This window comes from Pseudomonas sp. S3_G06 (assembly GCF_054667565.1).
Genome location: NZ_CP162738.1, coordinates 1,836,145 through 1,855,192 on the forward strand (window position 1 = coordinate 1,836,145; position 19,048 = coordinate 1,855,192).

14 protein-coding genes are annotated in these 19,048 nt (G+C 58.9%); 1 reads left to right on the forward strand and 13 read right to left on the reverse strand.

The features are described from left to right. Position 1 precedes the first annotated feature (1 nt). The 10 genes from AB4N47_RS08420 to AB4N47_RS08465 all read right to left on the reverse strand — a co-directional run bounded on the left by AB4N47_RS08420 (position 2) and on the right by AB4N47_RS08465 (position 15,512). On the reverse strand, positions 2–952 hold the full coding sequence (locus AB4N47_RS08420) for a hypothetical protein (protein WP_341637322.1): 951 nt from the start codon (positions 950–952) through the stop codon (positions 2–4). Positions 953–1,023: 71 nt separating this feature from the next. Continuing rightward, complete coding sequence (locus AB4N47_RS08425) at positions 1,024–4,977, reverse strand: RCC1 domain-containing protein (RefSeq protein ID WP_341637323.1); 3,954 nt, start codon at positions 4,975–4,977, stop codon at positions 1,024–1,026. 204 nt (positions 4,978–5,181) lie between these two features. Beyond that, entirely contained in the window at positions 5,182–9,132 is a 3,951-nt protein-coding gene (locus AB4N47_RS08430) for an Ig-like domain-containing protein (protein ID WP_341637324.1), read from the reverse strand. 397 nt (positions 9,133–9,529) lie between these two features. Beyond that, entirely contained in the window at positions 9,530–9,748 is a 219-nt protein-coding gene (locus tag AB4N47_RS08435) for a hypothetical protein (RefSeq protein ID WP_341637325.1), read from the reverse strand. Between the two features lie 108 nt (positions 9,749–9,856). After that, a complete protein-coding gene (locus AB4N47_RS08440; protein ID WP_341637326.1) occupies positions 9,857–11,536 on the reverse strand; it encodes an MFS transporter in 1,680 nt (559 codons plus the stop codon). A gap of 177 nt (positions 11,537–11,713) precedes the next feature. Further along, positions 11,714–12,481, reverse strand: coding sequence for a phosphonate ABC transporter, permease protein PhnE (gene phnE, locus AB4N47_RS08445; protein ID WP_281121390.1), 768 nt, complete (start codon positions 12,479–12,481; stop codon positions 11,714–11,716). After that, complete coding sequence (locus AB4N47_RS08450) at positions 12,478–13,305, reverse strand: PhnE/PtxC family ABC transporter permease (RefSeq protein WP_122698147.1); 828 nt, start codon at positions 13,303–13,305, stop codon at positions 12,478–12,480. The genes phnE and AB4N47_RS08450 overlap by 4 nt, the downstream gene beginning before the upstream one ends. Next, positions 13,299–14,096, reverse strand: coding sequence for a phosphonate ABC transporter ATP-binding protein (locus tag AB4N47_RS08455; RefSeq protein ID WP_042606826.1), 798 nt, complete (start codon positions 14,094–14,096; stop codon positions 13,299–13,301). The genes AB4N47_RS08450 and AB4N47_RS08455 overlap by 7 nt, the downstream gene beginning before the upstream one ends. Further along, positions 14,093–14,956 (reverse strand): putative selenate ABC transporter substrate-binding protein, encoded by an 864-nt coding sequence (locus tag AB4N47_RS08460; RefSeq protein WP_024013145.1) that lies wholly within the window; start codon positions 14,954–14,956, stop codon positions 14,093–14,095. The genes AB4N47_RS08455 and AB4N47_RS08460 overlap by 4 nt, the downstream gene beginning before the upstream one ends. 157 nt (positions 14,957–15,113) lie before the next feature. Continuing rightward, positions 15,114–15,512: a RidA family protein gene (locus tag AB4N47_RS08465; protein ID WP_041480136.1), complete on the reverse strand. Its 399-nt coding sequence runs from the start codon at positions 15,510–15,512 to the stop codon at positions 15,114–15,116. Between the two features lie 114 nt (positions 15,513–15,626). On the opposite strand from AB4N47_RS08465, the gene AB4N47_RS08470 reads away from it, so the two are divergent. Beyond that, a complete protein-coding gene (locus AB4N47_RS08470; RefSeq protein ID WP_341637327.1) occupies positions 15,627–16,520 on the forward strand; it encodes a LysR family transcriptional regulator in 894 nt (297 codons plus the stop codon). Positions 16,521–16,612: 92 nt separating this feature from the next. Here the strand turns inward: AB4N47_RS08470 and AB4N47_RS08475 are convergent, their stop codons facing one another. The 3 genes from AB4N47_RS08475 to AB4N47_RS08485 form a co-directional block, all read right to left on the reverse strand. Continuing rightward, positions 16,613–17,416, reverse strand: a complete 804-nt coding sequence (locus tag AB4N47_RS08475; RefSeq protein ID WP_341637328.1) for a DUF6708 domain-containing protein — start codon at positions 17,414–17,416, stop codon at positions 16,613–16,615. Positions 17,417–17,521: 105 nt separating this feature from the next. Beyond that, the gene (locus AB4N47_RS08480) at positions 17,522–18,325 is read right to left on the reverse strand and encodes a DUF6708 domain-containing protein (RefSeq protein ID WP_341637329.1); all 804 of its coding nucleotides are present in this window, start codon (positions 18,323–18,325) and stop codon (positions 17,522–17,524) included. Further along, entirely contained in the window at positions 18,325–18,789 is a 465-nt protein-coding gene (locus AB4N47_RS08485) for a DUF6708 domain-containing protein (protein WP_122612631.1), read from the reverse strand. The genes AB4N47_RS08480 and AB4N47_RS08485 overlap by 1 nt, the downstream gene beginning before the upstream one ends. Between the last annotated feature and the right edge of the window lie 259 nt (positions 18,790–19,048).

Consider the following 19,048-nt stretch of genomic DNA (forward strand, 5'->3'; position numbering starts at 1 on the left):
ATTAGCACCCCTCGTTGCGGGCTGATCTTGCGAGCGGTTCGGAGATTCCCACTGCCGGTAAAAACTCGCTCTTCAGCTCGCTGCCGGCATTCCCATTCTCTGATGCGCCATTCAGGTTGTAGGTATTGGCGGTTCCGGCGCCAGCGGGCGTTTCTGTCCAGACCGGGTAATTGCGCCAGCCCAGATAAGTGGCAACCGGCTTTTTGTCCGGAAAATAATAGAGCGTCCACAGGCGTCGTACTTCTTCGAGGCTGATCGGCTGCAAGTGCGCCGCGGCGCAGAGACGCTCCAGACCATCCCAATCGGCGCTGTGGCTGAGGTGATGAACTTCGCGGATACCTTTGACCGTCAGGTGGTACTCACGGGTCTGACTTTCGCTGTCGGTCGCGCTGATGATGCAGACCCCGTTTGTCAACGCGGTGACCTCACCTGTTTCCTTATTGACTCGGGCGACTTCCACATTGTCGCTCGCGTAGCTGTAGGTGCCGCTGCCCCAGTTGGCCTTGCGCGTCATGCGTGCCGCCGTGGGGATCACCGCCGGCGGCTTGTCGACGGCGATTATGTAGTTTTCACTGCTCAGATCGAGCACTGTCGGTGCTTCAAACGCACTCTTGAGCAGAAGCTCCAGGGTCTTTGATTTTTCCGTGGTGCTGCTCTCTTTCAGCTTCACTTTGTAGTGAATCCGAACGACTTCATCGGCATCGGCGACGAATTTATTCGCAGGGATGACGAAGACAACCTCCTTGTCGACCGCAGAAAAACCGATCGGCACGTCATCGACGGAGTCAACGCCATCGCCTATGTGGAGATAAACCCAGTCGCCGCTTTTCATGAGCGGGGTCCAGGCTTCAATTTTCACAGTCGCGCCGTCGGCAGGGATATTTTGCGGGTCCAGCGTGCCGTTAACGGCTTCTTTAACCGAAGGCAGGGTGTCGGCTATTTGTTTTTCCATGTCATCACCTCATCAGGCAAGTCGGCGGCGCTCTTGCGAACGCCGCATTCCAGGAGCGGAAAAACGCAAAGTCAGGAGGAGCTGGTCGGGGCGTAATAGGACACCTGGCCTTTGAGCCGGTCTTGCGCGCCGCTGCTGTCGCCACCACCCAAAGGGTCACCCCAGGTCACCACATTTGCATCTGCCGTGATCGCGGTAAAACCACGGCGGTTGTCGTAAATCGCCCTGACCTTGACCAACTGATCGGCGATTGCAGTGACATCACCGCCAGAGGCTGCTTTGCCCCAGGCCACCACGGTCCCGTCCTTGCACAGCGCTGCAAACGCTCCGGAAGAGCCTGCCAATTGCACAAAATCATCCCTGCCGGCGATGGCGTCTGGCACCAGCCCACCAGCATTCGCGGCCGGCCACGCGACGATATGCCCGCTCGCTCTCAGCGCGGCGAATGCATTCGAGTTGGCGACGACGGAAACGACATCGGTCAACGACTGAATTTCTCCTGGCACCTCCGCTCCATAGGTCGCATTGCCCCAGGCGACGACCTGCCGGGTTGCGCGAAGCGCTGTAAACGCTTGAGCATTGGCGCAGGCCAGTTGTTTAATGTCGCCCAGGGACGCTATCGGATCGGGTACCAAACCACCTGCCGCCGGATTGCCCCATGCAACGACAGTGTCATTCGCTCGCCGCGCAACGAAGGCATGAGCGTTGCCCATCAGGTGGGTGATGTCTGTCAGGCTGCCGATGTCGGGCGGAACAACGCTGCCAAGCGCCTCGCCAGCGCCCCACGCAACCACCTGCCCGGTTGCACGCAGGGCCGCGAACGCCTTCGCGGCGGGGATAATATCGACCACATCAGTCAGCGCCTTGACGTCGTCCGTCAGCGTCCCGCCATTGGTCGCATCTCCCCACGCATGGGCGGTACCATTGGCTTTCCTGCCAGCGATTGCCAGGCTGTTGCCGGCCAGCTGGACGAAGTTCTGTGCATCGATTCCGGTCATTTCGCCACCCTGGCCCGCAGTGCCCGGCCAGGCGACTGTAAAGTTATTTGAACGTATAGCTGCATAGGAGCTGCCGGAGCAGGCAACCGACACGATGTCGGTAAAAGTCTGAAACGTGGCCGGGATCTTCGCGCCGTACAACGGATTGCCCCAGCCCGCGACATTGTTCTTGTCTCGAAGCGCGACGAACGCCCCGTCGTTGGCCACTGTGCCTTCGCCACCGCTGCCAAATATGTTCAAGCGGGTGAGCGTGATCTGGTCGTCGCCCGTGCGAACCTGCAAGGATTTTTCCGGGGCGGTGTCGGTCCACGTCGCCGCGGTCGTCCAGGTAGTCTCGTCAGAATATTTCCACTCAGCCTGAACAGGCAGCAGCGTCGTGGCATTGAACGCTGAAATCAATCGACTGGCGCTCGACTCGCGAAAAACACCGCGAGCGTAACGGGCGCCCATGACCAGCAACTTACCGCTGCCGATCACCTTGCGCACCTCGTAGGCGGTCGAGCTGGATGGGCCATCGGTCCCGCCCGCCTTGCGCTCGACGGTGTACTTCAGTCCGACAGTCTTGCCGTCACACTTGACGATTTCTGCGTGCAGGACCTTGATCAGTGACAGCTCTTTCCCCGCTTGCGCTGCTGTGACGAGGTGCGGATAGACAGTGGTTGTCAGCCCTTCGAAACTCACGATCACCTTATCGTCTTCTTTCAACAGCGCATCGGCAGCAATCACCACCGTCGCGCCGCCCAGGACATCGTCCGGGTTCAAGAGGTTTTTCTCCGTGCCGCTCGCTTCCTTGAACGTGGCGGCTGGCAGCCTGAAGGCATTCTGTACCACGCTCAACACGTAATCTTCGCCCGGCTGTTTAGCGCCATCGAGCAGCTCGACGTAATAGCTCAAGGTGACATCTTTCCCTACACTGTCCTTGACGATGTTGGCTGGGATAGTGAATTTTACCGGCTTGCCTTTGTTGGCTGAGGTAATGAGCCTGTCATCAGGATGCTCGACTTTGCCGTCTGCGGTGGTCCACTTGATGTAATAGTGATGACCCGCGTTTTCAGCGTCATTGGCGGCGAATTCAGCGGTAGCACCGTTCGCTGCATCCGCCACATCAAGCACATCCTCGATGGCTTCAATCACTTCGCCTGGCGGGAGTTGTTGCTGTGCTGTTCCAATAACAAAGGCTAATGGATTGGAATGATTGGTCTTGCCGGTTTCGAAGCGCTTGATGAAGTATTTGGCCTCCAGTTTTTCACCGCGCCGGGCTTCGAAATGTTTGGCCACGAATGCTTCGTCGAGTGGAAATTTGATGTCTTGGCCGGCGTTAAGGGCGTTGACCACTTGCTTGTTTGTAAATATCAATACGCCGTCGGCGTCGTATAGCTCCCAATGCACTTCATCCTTGCTTTTGGTCGGATCATTTATCGGATTCGGGCATTTGACCTCGCCCCTGCCATTGGGCAAGTCTGCGGGCTCGAGACCGCCATCCTTCTCACCCAGCACGATGGGTTTGACCAGCTCGAATTGCGGCTCGCCGACGTTGAGCAGCGAGGCATGCAGCGACGCGCGACGGGTGATGGTGCCGTTTTCGTCGGTCAGCAGGTTGTACGACAGATCCAGTGTGCCGCCCTCCAGTGTTTTGCCGTGTTCGCCGGGGGCGGTGACGATGAAGCCTTCGGGATCATTGGCCTCGTCTTCGGTGGGGAAATACCACTCCAGTTCCGGGTCGTAAGTCGACAGGTCGGACCGGGTGCCGAACCATTTCAGTTCGATGGCATTGTCCGGTGTGATCAGTGGATCGTAGGGGATGCGGATGCGGTATTGGGGCGCGTCAGGGTCGAGCGCGCCACTGATCTGGTCGATCGCGATCGGCGCGGCCAGGCGGGTCGGTTCACCGATAACGCTATAGGCACGGGACTTGGATCTGGAGTTGTCGACCACGACGCCGCCGCGGCGGACATGATAGGAGTACACCACCGTGCGTTTGGCCAAGGCACGCAGGGTGCTGTTGTCGTGTGCGATAGAGACCCTCACCGGTGGCGTGGTTTCAATACGCTGGATCACCAATTCGCTGATCTCTTTACCTTCGTCGTTGGTGCCGGTGACGCTGAGGTAGATCTCGTCGTTCTTTTGGAAGATGTTCACATCCTCCGCCCACACCTCCACCAGCGGCAGTTCATCCCCCAGCGCCTCCAGATCCACGACAAGACCGTCGGCCTGTTTGAGGATGGGCGCACCCAGCCGCAAGCCTTGGGTATCGACGACAATAGAAACAGCCTCGCACCAATCTTCCGACTCGTTGTACACGCGGTCGCGGATCTTGTAGCTCACCGATACGCCGTCGGAGTCTCCGGCTGAGAGGATGGTGTCCTTGTCGGCCAGAACCGCAAAAGGATTGCCCTCTGGATCGTCGAACTGTTCTTGGGTGAGGGGCTCGGATATCACGGTTTTCCCGGCCCAGGCCAGAATGAGCTTGTCACCGACGGCGCAATTCTTGTAGAGCAAGCCATCGCCGGGCTTGGGTTTGGCGTAGACCAGTACGCCTGCTTCGGCGGTGGCCTTGTCGACACCGTCGCGCTCCACATCCGGCGGATCGAAGGCCATGGTCAGTTCGGAGTGCCCATAGTCGGGGTTAAGATCCTGACCTGCGGGCAGTTCCAGTTTGACGGAGAGCTTGATCGTCGGTCCCGGCTCGGGCTTTTGTCCGTAACGCGTAATCAGGTAGGACAGCTCCCAGTCGCCGCTGAGCAAGCCCTCGGGCGGGACGAACAGGGTGACATGCTTGTCCACTTCGATGTCTTCGGTGATGGTCTTTTGCGCGACCATGGTGGTGCCCAGATACAACTTGCAGTTATCGCTTTTGCTCATGTTGTTCCAGGCGGGCACCTCGGTCTTGAGCCCCATGTCCGGATAGTTGAGTCGTGCGGCGGCGAAGTTGATGCCCCACGTGCCGTCATCCAGCAACCGGCCTTCAGGGACTTCCGGGTCGAGCAGGGACAGTACAGAGATTTCTTTGCGTGGTTGGATGAGCATGGTGGGCACTCCTGCCTGGGGTGGGGGCGATGGAGTGATTAGGGGGTAGATGCGGGAAAAGCGCACCTGTCAGAGTTGACAGGTGCTGACGATAATCGGACGAACGGTAGTGGAGCGGGATGATCAGCCAAATTCACCAGAGATGATCATTTTTTCATCGTCACCTGTGCAATTTCTTCAAGTCAGCATTATCCAATGCCGCGTTCACTTGAGTCCGACGCCTAATGAGCTGTGACCGAAAAAGGGGTTGGTGATTGCCGAAGCATTCGAGCCTCTGACTAGATACACCGTTCGGTTTGCCGGTTTCGGCCACCATGCATTAGTGGGAGTGTTTGACCAGTAATGGTGGTCTCCCATCGGCCAACGCCCGCTGTAGGCAAAGTGAATCTCATACAGTTCGTCATAGCTTGGAATACGGGCTCCCTGCCCGTTGGCTGCGTTCACGATGCTGTTCCAGGTGCCAGCTCCAAGCCCCACGCAATAAATCACGCCAGTCACTGAGACTGAATAGCTCTTGACTTGCTGTACCCCGTCTCTGGCCGTGATTGTTGCACTGCCTCTGCCCCGTGCGGTGACGAAACCGTTGCCATCGACAGCGGCGATCGCCGGATTGCTGGAGCTGTAAGTAATTGTCCCTGTGCCTCCTGTTGCGCGTCGGGTGAATGAGTTCCCTGCATTCCAATTGGGGAGCACGTAAGGGTAGCCCGCACAAATATAAGTCTTGCCACTTAATGTGACTGGACTTTGGTCGAAGTTCATCGGTGAGATTCTGTGAAATGTTCGCGTTGTGGAGACCTGCTCGGTACTCAATGCTTTGGCGTATACCGAATGTCCACCCAGGGTGATGCCAAAGGGTGTCGTCCAGGTTCCATTGGCACCGGCGGACACGATGATATTTGTGGCTGCACCCAAATCATGAATCTGAACTTGATACAAAGGCGTGACCCTGCCCGTGAGAACAACCGACGTATCGATGGTAGACCCTCCATTACTCAATTCGCCTCCCGAGTGCCTTACCGATGTCAGCGTCACGGCCTCGTGGGGTTTGACCGTAAAGTTGTGGGCAGGGGATTCCAGTTGTTCCCCGTAAAGCGCTCGAACCTTGGTGACATAGGATTTGAGGGTCAGCGTTGATAGTTTTGTCGAGCCTTTGCCTTCGACATCCAGAGTGATCGGGGCGCCGATGGGAGCGTCTCCATCATAAAGCTGAACACGCTGATCGGGGTCTGCCAATACGGCAACAGTAATGTCCCTGTCGTAAGTTATGCCATTGTGCGCGACCGATCCTTTGGAGTCGCTGACTGCGGTGATACTGGGTTTCGTGGCGATGCCGATGGTAAATGTGCGGGGATTGCCATCCGGTACGTCAGCGTCGTACAAGGCTTTCACGGTAACGGTTTGCAGGCCTTCGACGAGTCCATCTGCAGGAGATTCCCATACCCACAGATCCGTGGCTTGCGGTGTGCCCTTGGAAACACCATTGATCCTGATCTCAACCTTTTCACCGCGCGTCGCCGTACCATGGACCGTCACGCGCTTGTCGTAGGTCAATCCGGCTTCGGTGATTTCCTGGCCTTGCGGGTTGAGGATTTTGGTGATGACCGGCGTCACATAGTCATAGCGTGTGCGGATCGTCAATGGCAGAGCGGGGAACTCGATTGCAGCGGTCTCTTCCGTGCTGTTGTCGAAAATCACTTTGCATTTCACCACGGCGGGAGAGCTGTGCCGCAATTTCAATAACTCGCTTCTGAGCAACGGCTCGTCGAGACCTGCGTTTACTTGCTGGTCACTGATTTGATGGTCTTTTATCACATCGATCCGGTAGCTTTCTGTCTTGGTCTCACCCTCGACATAGACCCAAGTGCGCTGGCCCTTGGTAATAAATGGCCATATGTTCACCTTTACCCTCGCATCGCCGGCAAACTCCATCAAGTCCAGAACCGCCTTGTCTGCCTGTGGTACTTGCGGTCTGGGCAGATTGTTTTGCGGATCCTGGAAGTCGAGGATGTTCAGTGGCAGCGCTTCGGAAGGCGTCCATAAGCCATAGCGCTGTACGTCATAGCTGACGTCAACCGAGCGCCGAATATTGGCACCCACAAAAGAGCCGGGCAGGTGAAAGGTGACGATGCCGGAAGATTCGGCGGGTTGTTCCCGATCCTCTGATGTACCGGCACCGGGTGTTCCACGCCATTTCAGCGCCAAGGTGTCGAGTGCTTCGTCCATGCTGAGATAACTGCACTTGATATCGACACCGTCGAGGGCATCCATCGGGTTCAACGAACCGTTGGGGGCTTGTAACACAGTGGGCGCAGGCAAAAAACCTACGGGGATGCCAACCATCACCTCGAAGGGCGCCGAATAGCTGAACTTTCCAGTCGCGACATGCAGCAGGGTGTAACGCACAGTGACTGGATAGCCGATGTTTCCCGAGACGTATTGGACATCCACCCGAAAACGCGCGGTTTTGTCGATAGACAAAGTAGTGATGGGGATGCTGCCTTTGGTTGAGCTGAAAGCGGAGAAACCAGTCCAGTGATACGTCAGGATATCGTCCTTCAGCCAGTTGACCGGTTTGACCAGCACATGCGCCTGGGAATAAACCAGGGTCGGGTCGATGACGCCATCTTTGGCTTCTTCTACGTCAGGGGCGGGCAGAGTGCCGGGCACTTCACGTACCTCGACCCGCAGAAAATCAGACTCGCTGAGTCCATAATCGGCTGGATCGTCGTTGTACACCCGGTAATAGAGTTTGAGGCTGCCGTTGATCAAGGCGAGGATGTGCTCGTTCATCACGTAGATGTAGATAAAACCCGTCTGCTGATCGTTGCTGCTGACGTCATATGGTTCCTCATACACATAGCCATTGCCGTCTGATTTCGTGCCTTCCCAGATCATGTTGATCGTGTCACCGGTTTTGAGGCTCGGGTAGGTAATTCTTACGGTCGCTGTTTTGCTGTCCCCAGGCAAAATCGCCCCGATAACCTCTTCAATCATCGGGGCGGGCAGCAATGCCGGATTGCCGATCACTTTGACGAAGGTGCGCTTGGAGTAGAGCAGAGGGCTTCCGTCTTCCTTGCGCAAAACGTAGGAGCCGTCGAGCGTCCCGGTGGCGAAGAGACTGACGAATGCGAAGGGGATCGGGAATTCGAGAATGTAGGGAAGATTGCCGACGGTGACTTCCTCGGTCAGGGTGCGAGGCGCTGTTCCGGTGCTCCCGACACCGGCGACATTGATCACGATCGTGTCGCCCGTGGTGAACTCCTTATTGGTTTCGAGCCGGATCAGCAGGTTGGTCGCCTGATGGTCCAGTTGATCGAGATGGAGTTCGCCATCATCGGCATCTTCGAAGAAGGCCGGGTCGAGGCGAGAAGCACCGGCATCCACCGGAATCCTGGTTTCCTTCGACCATTTCTCGCACCAGTTCCAGACCTCGTCATGGATTTCGTACCTGATCGGCAACGAGCTGCTATCGCCTGCGGTCAGGATGTCGGCGGGCAATGCAATGATGACAATCTCCTGGGTGCCCTCGGCCTCGCCCTGGGTCACCACGTGTGGGGCCAGAAGCGTGCTGCCCCAGCGCACCCAGATGACATCGCGCGCCCGACTTCCCCGATAGTGCTTAATGGTCAAGGGGACGCCGGTGTTCGCCCAATCCTCGCTGACACCATTATCGATGACATCCTCTGGCAACCCGACCATGTCGAGGTGTGAGTGCCAAGGAAGATGCTGCTCCTCATCCGCCCCAGCGGGTAAATCCAATTTGACCAACAGTTTCAATGCGACCGAAGGGTCGTCAGGGAGTGGTTCACCCAGCCGGGTCACCTGGTAATAGCACTCAGAGTAACCCGGGGCGATTTCAACAGTCGGGAGAAAGAAAAACAGTCGCTCATTGACTTCTTCGGCTTTGACTTTAAGTTCGTGGATGATTTTGTTGTTCCAGAAAATCTGGATTTCATCTCCCGCTCCCATACCGATGTACGGATCGATAACGGTGAATATTCCAGCCTCGGATTCTTCATATGTTCCCAGGTTGATACCGCCGTCGGCATCCTCGACAGGACGAGTCATGCCGGCGAAGTAGATGGGCCATTCTTCTAAAAGCCCGACGGACAAATTTCCGCGAGGAGGGAACAGAAAAAGTTTGAAAGAGTTCATGGGGGATCTGCCTGAGCATGAAAACGGGAATTCCTTTCTAGTCCCTTTCATTGCTCATTGACTACTGTCAGATCTGACAGGGGAAAGCATAATTCAGACGAACGGTCCAGTGCAGGTATGTCTGTTAATCGGGCGGCCGGTTGCTAGTGATGGCCAGCCGATCAATACCGTACTCACCGGCAGGGACGATGCTTTTTATGGATGCCGAGGGTCCGATTCTTGCCCACGTCCCACAGAATGATTGGCGTGATAGTGCTATAGCCCTTGGCTTCGGGGGTATCGCTCAGTCGAATTTCGAGACCGCCTCTTTCGACCACGGCTGAGCGATATGGCTAGGATCCGGCAAGTAAGGCTGGCTGGGATGTCCTTCAAGCTGTTGCTATCTCCTCCAAATCCATTAATTACCGTCAGCCACCTTGCGCTCGATCTCGTCGACCTTACGCTGCAGCTCTTCCGCTTCCTGCTCTTTGACCCGAGTGGAAGAGGGCGTGATGACCTTGTCCACGCCTTCGGTCTTGCCATCGCGGTCCTGCAGATCGCGCTCGACCACGTTCACCGGTTTGCCGCTGGCATCGGTAGGCGTGGCGTTGGGGGTTTTGTCGTCGTTGGGGTTCATGGCACTGGCCTCCTGTTGGTGTACACATTGGAGACAGCGCGGCGGCAGACGTTCGAAATTTTTCCAGGCCACGGCCCTCTCCCGCAGGAGAGGGCACAGCAGCTTTTTTCAGTCCTTGAGAATGTCGCGATCCTTGGTTTCCGGAAGGAAGAACGTGCCGAGTATCGCCGTCGCCACTGCAATCACGATCGGGTACCACAGCCCGTAGTAGATATCGCCGGTGGCCGCGACCATGGCGAACGCCACGGTTGGCAGGAAGCCGCCAAACCAGCCGTTGCCGATGTGGTAGGGCAGCGACATCGAGGTGTAGCGGATGCGTGTCGGGAACAGTTCGACCAGCCACGCGGCGATCGGGCCATAAACCATGGTGACGTAGATCACCAGCACGGTGAGCAGGAGCAGCATCATCGGGTAATTGATTTTCGCCGGGTCGGCTTTTTCCGGGTAACCGGCGTCTTTCAACGCTGCGCCGAGGCTGGCGGTGAAGGCGTCGTTGCGGGCCTTGAAGTCGGCGGCGTTGAGGGCGCTGCCTTCGAAGCTCTCGACAACGCGGTCACCGATGCGCACCTGCGCCACCGTGTTCGGTTCTGCGGCGACGTTCTCGTACGGGATCGCGCGTTTCGCCAGCAGGGTTTTCGCCAGGTCGCAGGAGCTGGTGAATCTGGCCTTGCCCACCGGATCGAACTGGAACGAGCACTGATCAGGATTGGCGATCACCTTGACCGGATTTTTTTCCTGGGCGACGAACACGTCCGGATTGCCGTACTGGGTTAGCGCAGTAAAGATCGGGAAGTAGGTCAGCGCCGCGAGAATGCAGCCAGCCATGATGATCGGTTTGCGCCCGATGCGATCGGACAGGCTGCCGAAGATCACGAAGAACGGTGTGCCGATCAGGAGCGATCCGGCGATCAGCAGATTGGCGGTCTGCGCGTCGATCTTCAATGTTTGCAACAGGAAGAACAGCGCATAGAACTGCCCGGTGTACCAGACCACTGCTTGACCGGCCGTGCCGCCCAGCAGCGACATGATCACCACTTTGAGGTTGTCCCAGCGTGCAAAGGATTCAGTCAGCGGCGCTTTCGAGGCCTTGCCTTCGTCCTTCATTTTCTGGAATACCGGCGACTCGCTCAGTTGCAGGCGAATGTACACCGACACGGCCAGCAGAATGATCGACAGCAGAAACGGAATCCGCCAGCCCCAAGCTTCGAACGCCTCGTTACCCAGCGCCGTGCGGCAGGCGAGAATCACCAGCAGCGACATGAACAGACCGAGGGTAGCGGTGGTTTGAATCCACGAAGTGAAAAAGCCACGGCGGTTGCGTGGTGCGTGCTCCGCTACGTAGGTTGCCGCGCCGCCGTATTCACCACCCAGCGCCAGACCTTGGAGCAGACGCAGGGTGATCAGAATCACCGGGGCAGCGACGCCGATAGTGGCGTAGCCCGGCAGCAAACCGACGATTGCCGTCGACACGCCCATGATCACGATGGTGATCAGAAACGTGTGCTTGCGCCCGATCATGTCACCCAGGCGCCCGAAGACGATGGCGCCGAACGGCCGCACCGCAAACCCGGCGGCAAACGCCAGCAGGGCAAAGATGAACGCGGTGGTTTCGTTGACGCCGGCGAAGAAGTGCTTGGCGATGATCGCCGCCAGTGAGCCGTAGAGGTAAAAGTCGTACCACTCGAAAACCGTGCCCAGCGAGGAGGCGAAGATGACCTTGCGCTCCTCCTTGGTAATGCCGCCGCTGCGCGGTGGCGTGCCGGTGGATGCTGTGTCGATTGTGGCCATGGGTGTTCTCCGTCGTGCTTATTGTTGTAGGCCGGAGTCCCCCTTACTGCCTGTCGCACTCTGGCCCGTTGGCATCTGCCGCCGTTGCTCTAGCGTGAAGCTTGCACAGTCTGACCGCCTCGCAGGGCTGCAAGGTTTCCTGAAGCATAATCAGCTTTTGGCGAATATCCACTTGGCCTACGCGTTGACCCAACGCTGCCGGCTCCAGGCGCTCAACCAATCGACCAGAAACACCAGCAACAGCATCGCCAGAATCACCGTACTGGCCTGGGCTTCCTGGAACAGGCTGAGGCTGACATACAGCATCTGGCCCAGGCCGCCGGCGCCGACGAAACCGAGCACGCTGGCCATGCGGATGTTGTTTTCCCAGCGATACAGGCAGTAGGCGAGCAGTTGCGGAGCGAGGTTCGGCAGGGTGCCGTAGCAGAACGCGAGAATCGGATTGCCGCCCTGCAAACGAATCGCTTCGGCGGGTTGCGCCGGGGTGTTTTCCAGCGCTTCGGCGAACAGTCGGCCGAGTACGCCGGTGGTGTGCAGAGCGAGGGCGAGGGTGCCGGCGTTCGGTCCGAGTCCGGCGGCGAGCACCATCAGCGCCGCCCAGACCAGCTCTGGAATCGCCCGCAAGCCGTTGAGCAGCAGACGCGCCGCGCTTTGCAGCGGCCAGCCGAAACGCCCGGCGGCGGGCAGCGCGAGAACGATGCCGAACAGCGCCGCGAGCAGAGTGCCGAGGGCCGACATGGCCAGTGTTTCCAGTGAGCCGTGAGCGATGGCTTTCAGGTACCCGGCGCTCAAGTCGGGACTGAGGAAACGCTGCACATAACTGCCCATCTGCTTCAGGCTATTGGCGCTGCCGAGTTCGGCGAGATCCAGTTCCAGATAGGCAAAAGAGGCGACCACCGCGACCGCAATGGCGGCGAGCAGCAGCAGGTTGATCAGGCGCCTCATGTCAGCCTCCAGCGCAGCAAGCGGCTGAGTTGATCGGCGCACAGCACCAGCAGCAGGAACGTCAGCAACATGCTGGCGACTTCACCGCCGGCAAACATGCGGATCGACAGGTCAATCTGTTGCCCCAGCCCACCGGCACCAACAAAGCCCATCACCACCGAGGCACGAATCGCGCACTCCCAGCGGTAGACGGTGTAGGAGAGCAATTCGGCGGCGACATTCGGCAACGTGCCGTAGGCAAACGCCGCCAGTCGACCGCTGCCGGCCTGCAACAACGCATGCGCCGGGCGCTGGTCGGTGGATTCGAAAATTTCCGCGTAGACCTTGCCGAGCATGCCGCTGTAGGTGATGGCGATGGCCAGCACGCCCGCCGCCGGCCCGAGGCCGACCGCGCGCACAAACAACAGCGCCCAGACGATCTCCGGCACGCTGCGCAGAAAGATCAGCAAGCCGCGAATCGGCCAGCGCAGCAAGCGCCCGGGCAGGCTCGGCACGCCGCCCCGGGACGCCGCCGAGAGCGACAGCGCGCGACTGGCGATCAGGCTTGCCGGCACCGCCAGCAGCAAGGCCAGGGCCATGCCCGCTGTGGCAATCGCCAGGGTTTGCAGGGTGGCTTTGAGCAGCAGTTGCAGGAACGCTTGATCATGCGCCGGTGGCCAGAACGCCGAAACGAAACGGCCCATTTCGTTCTGGCTGTCGGCCTGAAACAGCACGCCCAGGTCGAGTTCGCTGAGCTGAATGCCCGGCCACAGCAGGGCCAGCGCCAGCAGCGTCAGCAACAATCGCGGCCACGCCGCCGGGTCCCGTGAATCGGCCTTCAGCATCGCGGAATCTGCACAATCAAAGGTGCGACCGCTGGCGCTGGCGATTGCAGTTGTTCATTGGCGTACAGCGCATCGAGCTTGTCGCGGCTGACTTGATCGGATGGGCAATCAAAAAGAATCTGCCCGTCGCGCAAGCCAATGATCCGTGGGAAGTGCGCCAAGGCCAGATCTACCGCGTGCAGGCTCGCCACCAGTGTGACGTTGTGCTCGCGGGCGTGGCGCGAAAGGATCGACAGCGTGTGGCCGGCGAGGACCGGGTCCATCGCTGAAACCGGCTCGTCGGCGAGCAATATTTCCGGCGCCTGATACAGCACCCGCGCAATGCCGACGCGCTGCAACTGCCCGCCGGACAATTGCTGGCAATGGGCGAACAGTTTGTCGCCCAGATCCAGCCGCGCCAACGCCGCGCGAGCGCCCGCCACATCCAGTGGATGCAGCAGGTTCAGCAGGCTTTTGCCCAGACTCCACTGACCGAGCTTGCCGGCCAGCACCGCCGTAATCACCCGCTGACGCGGCGGAATCGGCGGCGCCTGATGCACCAGGCCGATGCGCGCGCGCAGCCGCTGCCGCTGGCGCGCCGACAATTGCCAGGCGCGTTCGCCAAGCACTTCGATGTCGCCACTGCTGGGCTTGAGCGCGGTGGCCAGCAGATTGAGCAGGCTCGACTTGCCAGCGCCGGACGGGCCGATGATCGCCACCTGTTCGCCAGCGCCAATCTGCACGTCGATGTTACGAAGGGCATCGACGCCATTGGCGTGGCGCAGGCTGCCCTGGGTGAGGCGTAGGGTCATTTCAGCAGTTCGGCGGCGCGGGCGGCTTCCTCGATGCCCTTGTAGTTCTCGGGCTTGGTCTCGATGAAGCGACTGGCGGCCTGCAGATCGAGGATCTTCTTCTGCTCAGGATTGGCCGGGTCGAGGTCGAGGAAAGCTTTCTTGATCTTCGCGGCCAGCTTCGGATCAAGGGTGCCGCGCACGGTCCAGTTGTAATCGAAGTAGGTCGGCGTGGTGGCAAAGACTTTGACCTTGTTGGTGTCGACCTTGCCGGCGTCGACCAGTTTCTGCCAGACGCTGGCGTTCAACACACCAGCGTCGACCTTGCCGGCCTGCACCCAGGCAACGGTGGCGTCATGCGCGCCGGAGTAGGCGACGCGGCTGAAGAAGCCCTCAGGCTTGATGCCGTCGTTTTTCAGCATGAAGTAACGCGGCATCAGGCTGCCCGAGGTGGACGACACCGAACCGAAGGCGAAGGTCTTGCCCTTGAGGTCGGCGAGGCTTTTCACGTTCGGGTCGGCGGTGATGAATTTGCTGGTGAACTGCGCGTCCTGCTCGCGCTGCACCAGCGGGATCACTGGCGTGGTGGCGTCGGTCTTCAAACGTGCCTGCACGAAAGTGAAACCGCCGAGCCAGGCCATGTCGAGGCGATCGGTGGCCAGCGCTTCAACCACGGCCGGGTAGTCAGCGACAGGTACGAACTGCACCTTCATGCCCAACTGCTGCTCAAGGTAGGCGCCCAGCGGTTCGAACTTGCGCAGCAGCTCGGTCGGGGCTTCGTCGGGAATCGCGCTGACGCGCAACACATCAGCGGCTTGCGTCATCAGGGCAGAAAAGGACAGGGCCAGGCCGGCGGTGAGGGCGAGGGTACGCTTGAACATAGAATTCTCCGTTTCGTAAGCGTCAACATTCGAAGGGCTGCCGGTAGTCAACGGCGCGCCACGTCAGGGTAGACGAAACGGCGAGGTTATACGCATTCGCGAGGAGATTGGCCAGCCTCCGTGCCGGCGCGTTGTGTCTGTTTATGTGCGGTTGCGGTCAAGCCGCCTCGGGCAGTTTGGCAATCACCTTGATCTCGAAATCGAAACCTGCCAGCCAAGTCACGCCGACAGCGGTGATGGTCGGAAACGGCGCTTCGCCCCAGAACTCCGGTACCACAGTCCAGATCGTTTCGAACGTCGAGTGCGGATCGACCATGAACACGGTGACATCCACCGCATCATCGAAGCTGCAACCGGCCGCAGCGAGGATCGCGTTGAGGTTGTGGAAGGCGGTGCGCACCTGATCGCGCAGATCGGCCTCGGGCGAGCCATCCTCACGGCTGCCGACTTGTCCGGAGACAAACAGGAAACCGTTGGAGCGAATCGCCGGAGAGTAACGGTGACGCTCATACAAGGCATGGCGGGCGGGTGGGAAAACTACATCGCGCTTGGACATGGGGCTGACTCCATCAGTGGGTTGATGGAACGACTTTAGGTATTTGCAGTGCGCGGATAAACGCGCAAGCTTGGCGTTCACTGTTTGCAAATCCCAAACAATCGAGGGGCGCGGATGGACCGGTTCGATGCGATGCAGGCCTTTGCCCGGGTGGTCGAGGCGGGCAGTTTCACCAAAGCTGCCGAAACCTTGCACATGAGCAAGACCACGGTGACGCAACTGGTGCAGCAACTGGAGGCGCGGCTGCGGGTCAAGCTGCTCAACCGCACCACGCGCAAGGTCAACGTCACCGCTGATGGCGCGGCGTATTACGAGCGGGTGATCAAGCTGTTGGCCGACATGGACGACGCCGAAACCAGCCTGCCCGGTGCCGCCGCACGGCCGCGCGGGCGTTTGCGCATTGACGTGCCGAGCCCGTTCGCGCGGCACATTCTGGTGCCAGCCTTGCCGGATTTTCACTCGCGCTACCCGGACATTCAGATCGACATGGGCGTCAGCGACCGCATCGTCGACATCATCGATGAGAACGTCGATTGCGTGGTGCGCGGCGGCGAATTACTCGACCAATCGCTAATGGCGCGCAAGCTCGCCGATCTGCCCTTAGGTGTTTTCGCCGCGCCGGCTTATCTGGCCCGCGAAGGGACGCCCGAGCACCCGCTGGAACTGCAAGACTCCCATCACCGCGTCGTCGCTTTCCTTTGGGCTCGCACTGGTAAACCTCTTCCGTACACCTTGCACAACGGTTCCGAGCGCCTGCAGATCAAGGGCCAGCATGTGCTAGCGGTGGATGACGGCAACGCCTATCTGGCGGCGGGTCTTGCGGGCATGGGTGTGCTGTGGCTGCCGACGTATATGTCTGATGCACATGTGGCACGGGGCGAGCTGGTGCAGTTGTTTGCAGGCTGGGAGCTTGAGTCGATGCCGCTTTATCTGGCGTATCCGCCGAACCGGCATGTCAGCCTGAAGTTGCGGGTTTTTATTGATTGGGTGGTGGGGCTGATGGCGTAACAGAGTAGTGATGCAGCTATTGCGGGTGCGCGCCACAAGCCAACCGACCTCCGGCTTTTTCGAGTGATTGAGCATAAGAGACGTAAAGACGATTACGGAGCCGTCCTTGATTGCAGGTCAATGTCGGCGGGCCATTGCACTTTCGGGGCGAGGCGGCGGGCGAGATTGAAGCGCACGTCTTCGTTGTTCCAGTCGCGCGGTGGTCCTGGGAAAGTGGGCAGGGCTTGCGGGCCCTGCTGCATGAACAGTTGGGCCATGGCCCAGTACATTTCGCCCTGTTGAATTTCATGGGCGAAATGAAAGCGATCTATTACCTGATGGGTGCCAGGTTTCACCACGGCGAGGGTGACGGTTTCGATGAGACCGCCAGTGCCCATGGGGCCGTAGATGCTACAGGCCTCGGCGCGCAGATCATCCCAGTCAAAAACGTCGACGCGCACACCCCAGGCGGTGCGGCTGAAGGGTCTCAGCCCGTCACGATGGAAGCGGTAGACATAGACTTTGCGTCGGGCTCGGTTGAAGCGGATGGGTTCGTCGCGGGGGGCTTCGGTGTCCATTCGCCAGAAGAACACGCCTGCCCAAACAGTGATGATAAGTGCGATGAGTCCGAACGAATTGAATACAAAAGAAGGTACAACTCCAGTCGCTATAAAAAGAATGATCCAAACGCTAGGAGGGATGAGAGCAAGCGCGAACATGAAGGGTGTTAGCCAAACACCAACTCCTCGAATTCTCATCGTGGCCCGCGCCAATTCTAGATACACGCCATCAACATGGTTGGGTGGATTCGACAGTACGAGCGGATACGGTTCTGTGGACGGCGATTCGTTTGGCGCCGGCAAGTCGTGCTTCCAGCCAGGCGCGGGTTTGTCGAGTAAAGGGGCTGTAAATAGCATGATGAGCAGTTCCGGTTCTCTGTGAGTGCTGCTTGCAGCTTTGAGTTTGCGGGCGCGCTGGCAGGTAGCCAAAGTCGCAAGTGCCCTATCGAGGCGGGTCCGTATTCATGGAGTGGTGCGTGATTTCAGATCTAATTGCGCGGGCCATTGCACTTTCGGGGCGAGGCGGCGGGCGAGATTGAAGCGCACGTCTTCGTTGTTCCAGTCCCGCGGTGGTCTGGGGAAGGTGGGCAGGGCTTGCGGCCCTTGCTGCATGAACAGTTGGGCCATGGCCCAGTACATTTCGCCCTGTTGAATTTCATGGGCGAAATGAAAGCGATCTATTACCTGATGGGTGCCAGGTTTCACCACGGCGAGGGTGACGGTTTCGATGAGACCGCCACTGCCCATGGGACCGTAGATGCTACAGGCCTCGGCGCGCAGGTCATCCCAGTCATAGACATCGGCCCGAACGCCCCATGCGGTGCGGCTGAAGGGTCTGAGGCCGTCGTGGTGGAAGCGGTAGACGTAGACTTTGCGTCGGGCGCGGTTGAAGCGGATGGGTTCGTCGCGGGGGGCTTCTACGTCCATTCGCCAGAAGAATACGCATACCCATAGAGGCACGATAAACGCGATGAGGCCAAAGAAGTTAAATACAAAAGAAGGCACAGTTCCAGTTGTTATAAAGAGGGTAATCCAAGTGAAGGGAGGAATGAGAGAGAACAAAAAAAGAGTCATAGCCCCCCAAACGGCAACACCCCTAATTCGGAAGGTCCCACTTGGCAACTCAAGATATACATCGTCAACATGATTGGGCGGATTCGACAGTACGGGTGGATACGGTTCGTTGGAGGGCGATTCGTTTGGCCCCGGCAAATCGCGCTTCCAGCCTGGCGCTGGTGGGTCAAGTAACGGTTCGGTGTACGACATTACGGAGCCGTCCTTGATTGCAGGTCAATGTCGGCGGGCCATTGCACTTTCGGGGCGAGGCGGCGGGCGAGGTTGAAGCGCGCGTCTTCGTTGTTCCAGTCGCGCGGTGGTCTGGGGAAGGTGGGCAGGGCTTGCGGGCCTTGCTGCATGAACAGTTGGGCCATGGCCCAGTACATTTCGCCTTGCATGGTGCCGTGGGCGAAATGGAAACGCTCGAGCACCTGACAGGTGCCGGGTTTCACCACGGCGATGCTCACCGACTCGATCAGGCCGCCAGTGCCCATGGGGCCATATACGCTGCTCGCCTCGGCGCGCAGATCATTCCAGTCGTATACCTCCGTACGCACACCCCAGGCAGTTCGGCTGAATGGGCGTAAGCCATCGTGATGGTACCGATAGACATAGACTTTGCGGCGCAAGCGGTTGAAGCGGATGGGTTCGTCGAGGGGGGCTTGCACAGTCATGCGCCAAGCATAGATACCTAACCAAAAACCGGAGATAGAGCTCAGGAGCATTCCTAGGCTCGGGACTAAGGGCAGAAAACTGGCCGTTGCCAAGATATACGCACCTCCAATGAGTAGTGAAAAAATGGCGAGAAGGATTAAGACCACTGCGACGCATGCGCAAAGGCCGCGCTTCCTGTATGCCGAGCGTGGCAACTCCAGGTAAACGGAATCCAGATAATTGGGTGGATGGGGTAGCACTGGCGGATAAGGATCGGTA